12 protein-coding genes are annotated in these 12,998 nt (G+C 36.5%); 3 read left to right on the forward strand and 9 right to left on the reverse strand.

Features of this window, described 5'->3' with window-relative positions:
• Nucleotides 1-39: 39 nt before the first annotated feature.
• Nucleotides 40-1,266 (reverse strand): ATP-grasp domain-containing protein, encoded by a 1,227-nt coding sequence (locus tag AB9L17_RS19140; RefSeq protein WP_375199653.1) that lies wholly within the window; start codon nt 1,264-1,266, stop codon nt 40-42.
• A 264-nt stretch (nt 1,267-1,530) separates the two neighbouring features.
• Between AB9L17_RS19140 and AB9L17_RS19145 the strand changes: the two genes are divergently transcribed.
• Nucleotides 1,531-1,896, forward strand: coding sequence for a hypothetical protein (locus tag AB9L17_RS19145; protein ID WP_375199654.1), 366 nt, complete (start codon nt 1,531-1,533; stop codon nt 1,894-1,896).
• Nucleotides 1,897-1,950: 54 nt separating this feature from the next.
• Here AB9L17_RS19145 and AB9L17_RS19150 read toward each other — a convergent pair whose 3' ends face one another.
• The 6 genes from AB9L17_RS19150 to pepV form a co-directional block, all read right to left on the reverse strand.
• Complete coding sequence (locus tag AB9L17_RS19150) at nt 1,951-2,814, reverse strand: YtnP family quorum-quenching lactonase (protein ID WP_068984028.1); 864 nt, start codon at nt 2,812-2,814, stop codon at nt 1,951-1,953.
• Between the two features lie 11 nt (nt 2,815-2,825).
• Nucleotides 2,826-3,473, reverse strand: a complete 648-nt coding sequence (gene trmB, locus AB9L17_RS19155) for a tRNA (guanosine(46)-N7)-methyltransferase TrmB (protein WP_068984029.1) — start codon at nt 3,471-3,473, stop codon at nt 2,826-2,828.
• Nucleotides 3,474-3,569: 96 nt separating this feature from the next.
• Nucleotides 3,570-4,502 (reverse strand): diacylglycerol/lipid kinase family protein, encoded by a 933-nt coding sequence (locus AB9L17_RS19160; RefSeq protein ID WP_068984030.1) that lies wholly within the window; start codon nt 4,500-4,502, stop codon nt 3,570-3,572.
• A gap of 3 nt (nt 4,503-4,505) precedes the next feature.
• Nucleotides 4,506-5,507, reverse strand: a complete 1,002-nt coding sequence (locus tag AB9L17_RS19165) for a nuclease-related domain-containing protein (protein WP_068984031.1) — start codon at nt 5,505-5,507, stop codon at nt 4,506-4,508.
• A gap of 282 nt (nt 5,508-5,789) precedes the next feature.
• A complete protein-coding gene (gene dat / locus AB9L17_RS19170) occupies nt 5,790-6,644 on the reverse strand; it encodes a D-amino-acid transaminase (RefSeq protein WP_068984032.1) in 855 nt (284 codons plus the stop codon).
• Nucleotides 6,645-6,671: 27 nt separating this feature from the next.
• Entirely contained in the window at nt 6,672-8,078 is a 1,407-nt protein-coding gene (gene pepV, locus AB9L17_RS19175) for a dipeptidase PepV (protein ID WP_068984033.1), read from the reverse strand.
• A gap of 356 nt (nt 8,079-8,434) precedes the next feature.
• On the opposite strand from pepV, the gene AB9L17_RS19180 reads away from it, so the two are divergent.
• Together AB9L17_RS19180 and AB9L17_RS19185 are read left to right on the forward strand one after the other, a co-directional pair.
• The gene (locus AB9L17_RS19180) at nt 8,435-8,656 is read left to right on the forward strand and encodes a DeoR family transcriptional regulator (RefSeq protein ID WP_049667439.1); all 222 of its coding nucleotides are present in this window, start codon (nt 8,435-8,437) and stop codon (nt 8,654-8,656) included.
• Between the two features lie 367 nt (nt 8,657-9,023).
• Nucleotides 9,024-10,193 (forward strand): MDR family MFS transporter, encoded by a 1,170-nt coding sequence (locus AB9L17_RS19185; protein WP_068984034.1) that lies wholly within the window; start codon nt 9,024-9,026, stop codon nt 10,191-10,193.
• A 395-nt stretch (nt 10,194-10,588) separates the two neighbouring features.
• Here the strand turns inward: AB9L17_RS19185 and AB9L17_RS19190 are convergent, their stop codons facing one another.
• Together AB9L17_RS19190 and AB9L17_RS19195 are read right to left on the reverse strand one after the other, a co-directional pair.
• The gene (locus AB9L17_RS19190; protein WP_068984035.1) at nt 10,589-12,103 is read right to left on the reverse strand and encodes a GGDEF domain-containing protein; all 1,515 of its coding nucleotides are present in this window, start codon (nt 12,101-12,103) and stop codon (nt 10,589-10,591) included.
• Between the two features lie 173 nt (nt 12,104-12,276).
• The gene (locus AB9L17_RS19195; protein ID WP_375199655.1) at nt 12,277-12,990 is read right to left on the reverse strand and encodes a pseudouridine synthase; all 714 of its coding nucleotides are present in this window, start codon (nt 12,988-12,990) and stop codon (nt 12,277-12,279) included.
• Between the last annotated feature and the right edge of the window lie 8 nt (nt 12,991-12,998).

The following is a 12,998-nucleotide window of genomic DNA, read 5'->3' on the forward strand; positions in this document are numbered from 1 at the left end:
AAAGAAGCCATCTCAGCTATTTGAGATGGCTTCTTTGTTTTACTCAGACAATCCTTTATTGTTGAAGTATTTTTTATATTTTCGATAATAATTTAAATTATTTAACGTTAGCTTCACCCAACGCTTTGCATTCATATCTTGATTATAGTAAAGAGAGTTTGTATATTTCCCTTCACGAATTAATTTTTTCGCTTCTAATTTAAGCTTTTCATTTGAGGCATATTTGAATAATACGCCCTTAGGAATGATCATCCATAAGTGCTTATCTTGAACATACGTTACATCCTGTTCAATATTTAACATATGGTCATCAGCTACATACTTCATTAAATTATGACCACTTGCTGTTACATAATAGCTTGAGCGACCATTACGTAGGTTAATTTCAAACAACTTATACTGTTTGTCTCGCATATCGTATTTCATATCAAAGTTAGCAAAACCTGTGTAACCGATATCTTCTAAAAAGGAACGTACTTGATCCAATAATTCTTTATCGTATGTTGTCACGATCGCTGCATAACTACCAATACCCTCAGGTGAATGCTCTTCTAAGATTGGGTTTCCTAGACACATTAGCTTCACTTTGCCGTCTTTCCCGACATAGGCATTTAATACACGCATATATGAATCATCACCTGGGATGAATTCTTGAATAATCATTGTATCCTGATAGGTTGAGCTATAGATTGCTTTTAAAATGGCTGTTTTTTCAGCTTCATCATGTGCAACGAATACTTTTTTCTTACCTGGGAATTTACATGCCCAGTATTCCACTGAGTTCGATGCCTTTAAAATAATTGGATAATCGAACAGTGGTGTAAAGTTTTCGTAATTATCAGCTGTCACTGTCGTCGTACCTGGATACTTAAAATTGTACTTATCACACATTTTATAGAAATTTTCTTTTAATAAAATTTCATCCATTAATGATTCATCGATATATGGTACTGTAAAATGCTCCTGCAATGCCGGCTTATTTTTGATAATAAGTTTTGCATAGTCATCACCACAAGCTAACAACAGTAGTTTTTTATTTGAATATTTTTTCGCGACTTCTGCAAGTGCAGGTGCAAACACATCCTGTTCATTTAAGCGATCAATTGCTTGAAAATTTATAATGTGGCTGTCTTGTGTTGCCGTTAAATGTGAACGCCCTAATACAAGTGGTTTAATACCATATGCCTCGTAAAATGCACGTGCCATACCATATGCATTCATATCTGATCCTAGTAATACTGGTAAAAATGGTTGTTCAGTTGTCATGTAATTTCAACTCTCTTTTGTGTTTTAGTATAGCTTTTAGTGTATCATATTTTACAAAATGTTCACGAAAAAAAGTGTCAAAAAAATGGGGTATAGACAATTAAGCATATCTTCATAACGTTAAGTTGATTTCTGTTCCTACTATACAACTACAATAATTTATATCACATAGCTTACGTTTACATAAAACAATAAGTGAAGTTCCGTTTTATCACTATAAATTAGAGTGACATACCAGAGATACATACTACGTGAAGCGTTTGATTGGAGTGGAGACTGGGCGACTCCTCGGGGATTAGCGATAAAGGAACAAAGGTTAAAAGCATCACGTCCTGTGATAACGCCTTTGTGACCAACATCCTTTTGGTCCAAGCGGCTCATCGGACGCCCCCAGGAAGCTTTGCTCTGTGCGAAAGTGCAACGACAGCAACATTGTTTTTTCTGTGCGAAAGCGTAGCGACAGCAACAAATGTTTTATCTGTGCGAAAGCGTAGCGACAGCAACATTGTTTTTTCTGTGCGAAAGTGCAACGACAGCAACAACAAAGCGCCCAGTCGAAACGGAAATCAAACCCTATTTTGCCAAAGAGCGATACTTTATTTAATTCCCTTAATTTTATTGACACAATAGTTTTCAACACTATGAAAAAAACGTGCGAACACAAAGGTTCACACGTTCTATTAATTAGAATGTAATAACAGCTTGTCTGCTACGTTCTAGTTTATCTACAATTTCTTTACCTGTTTCATCCCATTTAATCATGCGATAATAGGCATCATGATAAAAGATAAAGCCATAACCATTCGCAAGCGCTTCTTTCATAATACGCTCTTTTGCAAAGACACTCGCCATTGGATAATCATCATACGCTAATACCCATAATGGATTTTGATGCGCATGTGTCGGCATAATATCCGCCATATGCAATAATACTTCGCCGTTTTGTGTTAATTTTATTACGGCATGTCCATCACTATGACCACCAGTATGAATCATTTCAATCCCAGGAACTATCTCTAACGTACCTTCATACGTTTCAACTAAATGCTGAACTGGCTCCCAGTTTTCTTTCCAATACGTATTTTTTGAGCGAATATTTGGCTCACGCATCTCGTCCCACTCAATTTTCGTCACATAGATTTTTGCATTTGGGAATGTTGGTACAAGTACTTCGCCTTCCCATTGCGTTAAACCACCAGCGTGATCGAAATGTAAATGCGTCATTAACACGACATCAATATCAGCTGTAGTTAATCCTAACTCCTGTAAGCTAGCCGCTAATGTTGATTCTTCAGTAACACCAAAGTTACGTAGCTGTTTTTCATTTAATTTGTTAAAGCCAACACCCGTATCAATAATATAGTTTTTACCTTCATATTGAACTAAGATTGGCTCAGTCGGTAACTCAATTTGATTTTTTTCGTTTACCGGATACTTGCGTGCCCAAAGTGGTTTGGGCACAACTCCAAACATAGCACCGCCATCAAGGCAAGTGACACCCCCGTTTAGCCATGATAATGACATGTTGTGAAACTGTAACTGATCCATCCATACTCCCCCTATTTAGTAATGAATTGTGATTCTAGACGATAAATCGGCTGTCCTTTCGCAGAAAATTTCTGCTCATATTCAGTCATCACATTATCCTCAGGCATATTCGCATGTAAGTCGAGTGATACATACTTTAGTAACATACCGTATTCAGACATACTAATTAACGAATACTCAAACAAACCACGGTTGTCCGTTTTAAAATGGATTTCCCCATTATCCACTAAAATCGACTCATATAATTTCAAAAAATCCCCGTGCGTTAAACGTCGCTTAGCATGGCGCGTTTTCGGCCAAGGATCTGAGAAATTCAGATACACACGGTCTACATCATTTTTACCAAAATATTTATATAAATCTGCGCCATTTACTTTTAATAATCGTAAATTCGCTGGAGATTTAGCCTCTAAAATTTTTTCCAATGCACAAACGATTACACTGTCATAAAGCTCAATGCCAATATAATTTATATCTGGATTTTGTAAGGCCATACCCGTGACAAATTGTCCTTTCCCAGTACCTACTTCAATATGTAGGGGGTTGTCATTTCCGAAAACAGCCTGCCAATTCCCTTTAAAGTCTTCAGGATTCGGGATGATCACCTCTGAATGATTCGTAATCATTTCCTCCGCCCAAGGCTTATTTCTTAATCTCAATTTTTTTCCTCATTTCTTTCTCGTGAAATTATTGATTTGTTATAGTATAACTTATAACCATCAAATTCGCATGAAATTATTGCGAAATGATATTTTTTAATAGTTCTTTGATATAATCTGCCACGCATCACGTTGGACTGTACAGTGAATTCTCGTACCTTTTCTAATTTCCCCAATATAGTTACCATCTGTATGACAATCTACGTCATTTGCATGCACAAAAATATCAAATTGATTGCCTTGCAAAAAAGAAATCTCTTTAAATTTTGTATGTTTTCCAAAAAACACAGTGACAAATACCAGTAGTAATTTGAGACGTGAAATACTGTGAACGATTGTTATTTCGATTTGTCCATCATTAGGGATAGAGGAAGGCGAAATTTTCATACCTCCTCCGAAATAAGGATGATTGCTCATCGCAACAAACCATGCCTGCTGAAATTGCCACTCTTGCTCGTTTGCTTGAATGATTACATCAAAACGTTCAAAGCTAAATAGTCCTCTTACAACAGCCACAGCATAGGATAACTTGCCGAACCCAATTTTATTGAGGTAAAACTTTAAACGAGATTTATTAATGTGCTTTGTAACAAATGCATCAAAGCCCACACCTGCATTGTTAACAAATATCTCGTGTTGGAGTGCTCCAAGGTGAATAGCTCCGACATCCATCATTTTATCGGCAATCTCCGTCTGCAAATAGGCTTCGATTTGTTTTACATTTTTAAAAGTAGTAAAGTATCGTGCAAAATCATTCCCAGAGCCAGCACGCACTACACCAATAACTATAAATTCATTATGTAAAACACCACTCACTACCTCATGTATTGTGCCGTCACCGCCAACTACAACAATTAGTTTTTTTGTACGTGTATCGTCCGCACATTTTTTCGCAAGTTCCTGTCCATGTCCTTCATATTCTGTAAAAGCAACTTGATAATCAATTGTCAAATGGCGTTGAAGATGGCACCAAACTTTCTTACCTTTTCCATTCCCAGCTGCTTCATTTACAATAAATAACACTTGCATTTATTAATCCTCAGCTGGTTGAGAAGATTTCTGCCAAATATCCCGGTTAAAGGATGTTGTTTGTACATTGTTTAAAATCGTTTGGGCAGCTCGAATTTGCATATGCTTCATCGGGGAGGACACTTTCTTTAAATGTTCCATCCATTCTCCGTAGTTTCGACGATCAATAAACTGAATGCCAAAGGATGTACCTGGATAATCGAAGTAGCCATTACGTGTTAAAACAACTTTACGAATTGGCATATCTATATTGTCCTGCTTAAATAATTGAGTTAATACAGATTCCATACGATTTAGATTTATCAATGGATTAAGGACTTTTGAATCTTTCGTTCCTACTTTTTTTATCCAGAATCGTTCACTACCACCCACATAAACTGCTTGATTTTCCGCATCTAGCACTGTAATGCAAATACATTCTGTTGGTGACATTAGTACGACATCAAGCTCTATGGGTGCTTTTCTGATTTGTAAAATAGGGTAATAAAAAAGCAGATAATTATCTGGTAATTTTTGCAACAAATCTCGCAACAAGGAATCACGCATAAAACGAGGATCTACATACGACTTTTCACGTAGTGTTGAACTTGCCCATTTCATCTGAAAATGGAAAAATTGATCGATAAACATACGCTTTAATTCATGGATAGATTGCGGCGCATAGACAATTTTAGGTTCAAATGTTAAAGTCGTTTCTTCTTCTGGTATGCTTTCTTCATCACTCACCAGTTCATTCGTTATTTCTACCTGTTCAACGTCCCCACTGTCTGCCTTCTGGCGACCCGCAAACCATTTTTTCAATAAAGAAAATCGCTCTTTCTCTTCAAAAGAATCATTTTCAGAATCGTTGTCATGTTGCCACTCACTAATTTCTTCTCCTAACTCCCACTGTCGCTTAACACGTTCCCATTGACTATTCTTTAAGCGTACAAATTGTGTTGGATATCTCGCTAAATCAATTTGATAGCGTGAGATATAATCTTGTAATTTCACTAATTGTGCCATTTTAAGGTCACTCCAATCTTACTCGCCCTAATATCTAAACTCCCTGACTACGTTTTTGAGGGTACTCAAAAACATTATCAATAGTTATTTGCATTCATTACATCGTCATTTGTTCTTTGATTTTAAATATGTAAACTTCAGGCTATGTAGATAAATCATCATCTTATTTATTTTACATGACGTTCCAGAAGAAAACATCCATAATTTGTTCTATAGAAAAAGAGAACTACCCTTGTAGCTTGGGATAAAACCAAGTTAAGGTAGCTCTCTTGAAAGCGTAACTTATTTAGCATTAATGGAAAGCGGTAATTTCGCCTCAAATGCTTGCTGTAATTTTCGAGTCCATTCACCTGGAACTCCAGCACCAATTTTGTTACCATCGACATCGATCACCGGTGTTACTTCCGAAGATACAGATGATACAATTACCTCATCCATCGTTAATAAATCAGCCTTTGTCATCGGTTCTTCAATAACAGTTAGGTTAATCTCCGCAGCACATTTTAAAATAACTTGGCGTGTAATACCGTTTAAAATGAAGTTATTTGCAGGGTGTGTATAAAGCTTACCATCTTTAATGCCATAAACATTCGCTGATGAACATTCTGTTACGACATCTCCACGATGTAAAATAGCTTCATAGCAACCTTTTTCAGAAGCTTCTTGCTTTGCCAGTACAGCGCCTAGTAAATTTAAGGATTTAATATCACAACGTAACCAACGGATATCCTCTACAAAAGTAGCCTTAACACCTTTTTCAAAATTTTCATATGAACGCTCGCCAACTTTAACATTCCCTGTTAATACAGCTGGAACACTTGCATCTGGGAAAATATGATTACGAGAAGTTGTACCACGTGTAATTTGGAAGTAAACATGTCCAGTGTCTAAATTATTTGTCTCAATAAGTTCATGTAATAATTTGTGTAATACGTCTTTAGTATAAGGAATGACAAGACGAATTTTTTCGGCACTCGCATAGAAACGATCAATATGTTCTTGTGCTGTGAACATGTTGCCGTTATAAACTTTAATTACTTCATAAATGCCGTCACCAAATTGGTAACCTCTGTCTTCTGGGGATACTGCAATAGATCCTTCTTCAACGATTTGATCATTCCATAATGAATATGCCATGTTTCGCTCATCCTTTTCAGCTTTAAATTATTTGTTTCCTGCAAGTTCAACAATTGCTTCAGCGTAAATAGCTGTTGCTTTTATAAGATTTTCAATGACAACAAACTCATCTGCACGATGCGCTACGTCAGGTTCGCCTGGGAACAGCATACCGAATGCCACACCTTTTTTCATGACACGTGCATACGTACCACCACCTGTAGAAAGTAAAGGTGTTTCATAATCTCCTGTTTGACGTCTATAGATATCAGCTAAAGTCTGAATCAATGCATCATCCTCACTTACATAATGCGGCTTTGAATCATCTTGAATATCCAATGAAAATCCTTTAGCCACCGCTATACGTTGTGCTTCGGTAATTTTTTCATCAAACGGATAAGTGACTGAATAACGCATACTAATCACCATACTGCCACCTTTAGCTACATCAAAGCTCACAATCCCTGGATTTAATGTAGTTTTACCAGACATTTCGTCCTCAAATTGTAGTTCAAGCATGTTGCCATAATGATCTTGATAAAAAACATCTGCGGTAAAGTCGACAAATTGCTTACTTGCCTCTGTCGTCAACTCATGCTGTAAAAATGCTGCAAGATAAACAGCTGCATTGACCCCTTTTTCTGGTTCCATAGCGTGGGCTGCTTTACCTTTGATAGTTATTATATAGTGAGAACCCTCGATTAATAAAGAGCCTTCTAGCTGATTTTCGCTTAAATATGTGTGAAAATTCTGTTCGAATTGCGGAGAAACAAATTGCACTGTCGCTTCTGCAAAATCAGGTACCATATTTGGTCGCTTTCCAGCATTAAATAGTAATAGCTGTTCTTTCGTTGCATCACCAGTTTTATTTTGAGAGAACACTAGCTCTGCAATGCCTTTTTCTGCATTGATGAGTGGGAAATCCGCATCTGGCGCAAAGCCAATAGTCGGCATTTCCTCGTGTTTAAAATAGTGGTCGACACAGCGGAAGCCTGTTTCTTCATCTGTACCAATAATCATTCGTACTCTTTTATCAAGCTGAATGCCTGCATCTTTAACAAGTTTCATAGCCATCCATGCTGCAATAGTTGGTCCCTTATCATCTATTGCACCACGGGCGAATAGTTTACCATCTGCAACAGTGCCACTAAATGGTGGGTATGTCCAATTTCTTTCATCACCAACAGGTACTACATCAACATGACATAAAATACCTAATAAATCTTCACCTTCACCCATCTGTATATGCCCTGCATAATTATCAATATTTTTCGTTTGCAGTCCTTCAGCTTGGCCCTTTGCTAATAACCATTCAAGAGCCTTTAATGGACCATCACCGAAAGGTACTTCAGTAGTGATCGTATTCTCATCGAGTACACTATTAATTTGCACAAGCTCCTGTAAATCTTGTATTAATTCATCTTGCCTTTCTTTTGCAGCTTGTAACCAATCCATACGATGTACCTCCTCCAATTTCATAACATTATTCTACTCTTTACACCTTAAATTACAATCATCTTTCTGACAACTGTTTTTACAATCTTCCTCTAACACTACCATATATAGCATGTTCTTCGCTTTTTTCCACAAAATACAGTATAAATTTTTTATTTAAATTGTAAATTTCCCTTGCATTCACTAGAAAATCAACTAGTTTTTCTATATAATAAAGTTATCAGAATAATTGTTCTGAATATAAAATTAGAAAAGGGGATGTCTAAGGCAGCTACTTATTAGCCTAAGTGCACTCCGCACATATTGTCGTCCGCTAGTCTTTGCCAAGAGAAATAAGATGAAGGAGTGGTTCATTTATGAAACCAACTACTGATCGAATGCTTAATCGTATTAAAGACGTGTACATGTTTATTTTAGACAAAGGAACCGTGTCTACACAGGATTTAGTCGAAGAGTTTAGTATCACTCCTCGCACCGTTCAAAGAGATTTGAACGTGTTAGCCTTTAACGATTTGGTGATGAGTCCAAGTCGAGGCAAATGGACAACGACGAAGAAAAAAGTAAAATTGACGTCTTAGTTTTTACGTTTAACACGTAAAGCATTTTGTATGGGAAAAGAATGACCTTTCGTCGTGGTCATTCTTTTTTTGTTGTCTTGTAATTGTTGATGCCCTCATCTATTCATCAATTATGCCTAATTGCGTCCGGAATCCACTTTGTGCTTTCATAAAGAGCTCTTCGGAACAGAAATCCCCCCGCCTTTTAATCCGTTTCACTTATATGGGGATTCCAGTTCATTTCTCTCCTCAATTTGCTAAGAATTACATGCATTTTTATAAATATTTTGTTCTTCAGCGTTATCCCTGTTTATTTTTTTGACTATTTACAATTGCTCAACAATCCGTTAAAATCGAAACATTCTATATTTTGGAAGGAGGATTTTCTATGAAACTTCCCAAACTGTTCCATCCACTCGTTTGGATTATTTTAGGCGGAACTATTTTCACACGCATTGCAAGTTTTATGGCAATGCCCTTTCTAGCAATTTACCTACATAATGAAATTGAAGCCTCCCCTTTACAAATAGGTTTGACAATTGGTATTGCACCATTAATCTCCACTGTAGGAGGTTTCATAGGTGGTTATTTAACAGACCGATTTGGTAGGAAAAGAATCATTTTGCTTACTATTATTGTTTGGAGTATCGTGTTCTTCGGCTTTGCAATCGCACAGACTGTTTGGGTCTTCGTAGCATTAAACGCCTTGAATGGCTTATGTCGTTCCTTCTTTGAGCCTTCCACCCAGGCATTAATGATTGATTTTACTCCCGCTGACAAACGAAAAAGATTGTTTTCATTGCGCTATACGGCGATTAACATAGCTGCGGTGATCGGTCCCGTTATCGGTGTTTATATTTCTCAATTATCCAGCCCAAGTATCCCTTTTATGCTGACAGGAACTATGTATATTATTTATGCTGTATTTTTATATTTCGTTTTAAATTGCTATAAAATGCAACAACAAAAAGCTGCAACACAAACAAAAATATTGCAAACCTTCACAATACTAATAACAAATCGTGTACTATTAAGTTTTATTTTTGGTGCAATTTTAATAAATATTGGTTACTCTCAATTTGATTCGACACTGCCACAAATCATTGAGCTCAAAATTGAAGACGGTACTAAGCTTTTTTCTCTACTCATTTCGCTAAATGCAGCAGTTGTGTTATTACTACAATTACCGATTAGTATACTATCTGAACGCTTTTCATCGGCAGCCACTCTATTAGTAGGAATCCTGTTCTTGGCGTTTGGTCTTTTATTATTCGGCCTCTCAAATAACTATCCGCTGTATATAATCGCTATGATTATATTTACGATTGGTGAGATTTTCGCCTTTCCAACTATGAATGTCATGATTGATGAAATTGCGCCTGATACACAAAAGGCAACCTATTTAGGAGCAGCCCAATTTAAAAATTTTGGGGGCTTTGTTGGGCCAATTATTGGTGGGTGGCTATTATCACATTATATGAATGCAACGTTTGCAGTCATCGCTGTTGTTGTTTTATGCAGTTGTCTATTTTATAGAATCAATTATGCCTCTGCATAATTGTGTCCGGAATCGGCTTTGTGCTTACTGCTAGATGCAGGTCAGTTAGCTGTTATCGTATGGATGCGATGATTTTAAGCTACCATCCTTTATTAACTCCTTTCCGATTTCGTGACATCCGCCGGGAGGCTTTGGGCCAACAAGATGTTGGTCACTCAGTCGTTGTGCCACAGGACGTGGCGTTTTTAGACTGAGTAGCTGACGCATTGCTTTCGCTACAAAAACCATCTGCTGAAAGAAGTTAAAACTTAAGCCGCTACAGTAACTAGACTTCAGACAAAAAAATCGCTCCATTTCTTTTAGCGAATCTCAAGCATTTGAAAAACTTGCTTGGACTCACTATTAGGAATGGAGCGAGCAATATTACAATTTATCCTTATAATTTTTAAGTGGTTTTAGCTTTCTTCATCAGCAGCAACCTCTTCATAACTGGAGTATTGGTCTTTACCAGCATTTTTCGATTGATATAATGCCTTATCTGCACGCTCAAATAAACTTCTTTCTGACTCATCCGGATGAATGCAAATGGCACCGCCCATACTGACTGAAAGTACAGACCATCTATCAATAGTGACTTTATCAACATACTTCAAGTGGCGAATTTTCTCCAAAATAGAATTCGCTATTTGCTGTATAGCTTCTTCCTTCGCGTCATACAAAACAACTGCAAATTCATCCCCACCGAACCTTACAACAAAGCCATTCCTTTCCACTTCTTGTTTTAAAATTCTTGCTGTTTCAATCAGGATTTTATCTCCTTCGCCATGTCCAAATCGATCATTTACTTGTTTAAAATTATCTAAATCTAGCAACAATAAACCAGGTTGATTCATCTTCCTTTTCCTTAATAACTTGTCCATTTTTCTAATATAGGTAGCACGATTATAGACATTTGTTAACGGATCGTATGTTGCAAGATGCATCGTTTTGGAAAGGAGTTTATTGATGACTAATAGCATTATGAAAGAAGTTACTAATGCAATACAAAGCAATAGCTGAAACTGCTTTGTATTTTTAGCTAGCGCCTTTAATTCTGTGAAATTACCATATTTCACAAACACAACCCTTTTAGAAGATTCCCCTCGAACCGTTTCTGCTTCGTATGGTAAAAAACGATACTTTTCAATATAGCCATTTTGAAACTCTTCTTGAAATTCCGTTGGCTGCATCGTTTTTCTTGCTAACTCAAAATGCTCTTGAAATTTTTTCGATTGATCTGTTACAGTTGTTTTACTGGCTTTAGAATAATCAAAGAAAACTCCCCCCGCATTTATCGTTTGTACCTCTAACAAATCAGCATATTTATCAATTAAATATTCAGATGTCTTTTCAAAGTTAAAAGTTTGGAACACAGGATTATCAAGTAAGTCTATACCTAACTCAAATAAATATTTGTTATCAGGTGTCGCTAAATAGCTAAATTTTCGATAGCCCCCTGTTGTTGTCGAAATATCTATGCCATCACTGTAGAATTCCCCGCTTGCTCGACGTTCATCTAGTAAAGCAGAAAAACGTATGCAGCATTTTGAAAAATTTAATCCTTTATCTTTTTCAAAAGTTGTATAAATTACAGTATTTGATTGATCGAGTATGTACACATCCATACCATGTTCGTTTTTAATCTTCTGCAAATCCCACGTCGCTATATCTGGATTTTCTCTATAATATGTAATTAGTTTCCGGAGTTCTTCTTCCATTTTGTCAGAGATATTCTTATCAAAATAATAATGGGCATTATCTACAGTTTGCATATCTGTCAGAATATGCTTTTCAATTAGCTCTCTATTCAAGGCTTCTTGTTCTTCTATATCTGCCATTAGTATTTGCCTGTTGACATAAGAAATGACAGCAACCAGTACTAATGCAAAGACAATTAAAGATATTAATAATTTAATTCTCAGGTTTTTCATTAATTTGTCCTCTACTTAATTTCACCATCTTTTTTCTGAAAGATTTAGAGATTTTTTAGTACCATAGACTAAAAAGCTATTCATTGAAAGTTATATCATATTATACATTCACTATTATAAGTATGTATATTAAAATACCTCGATACTAATTGTCCTTAGCATCGAGGTATTCTTTAATCCCTATTCTGTAATCCGGCTAACTCTTCAGCAGTTAACTCTCGATATTCACCTAATTCTAGATTGTCATCTAGCTTTAGGTTCCCCATCGACAGCCGCTTTAAATACGTTACACGTTTACCTACTGCCTCAAACATACGCTTCACCTGATGAAACTTACCTTCTTGAATCATTAACTCAATTTCTGATTGCTGAGCAGATTTTAATATGATGAGCTCTCCCGGTTTTGTTACATAACCATCGTCTAGCTCAACACCTTGAGCAAATTTCTCACAGTCTTCATCCGTGACAATACCTTCTATTTGTGCATAATAGACCTTTGGCACGTGCTTTTTTGGAGACAATAAATTATGTGCTAATATGCCATCATTTGTTAACAGCAATAAACCCTCTGTATCTTTATCTAAGCGACCTACCGGGAAAGGCTCGAAATGTTGAAGTAAAGGATCTAACAAATCAATGACGGTTTCATCCCGTAAATCTTCTGTTGCAGAAATAACTCCCGGAGGCTTATTCATCATAATGTATACAAATTCTGTATATATAACACGTTCACCAAAAACGGAGACATCTTGCTTTTCAGGGTCAACATGCAATGCTGCATCCTTCACATATGCACCATCCACTGTCACTGCTTTTTGCTTTAGAAGTTGTTTAACTTCCTTGCGTGACCCATAACCCATATTCGCCAGTAATTTATCTAATCGCATAATACCTC

This window comes from Lysinibacillus sp. RS11 (genome assembly GCF_042019215.1).
Lineage (GTDB): Bacteria > Bacillota > Bacilli > Bacillales_A > Planococcaceae > Lysinibacillus > Lysinibacillus xylanilyticus_A.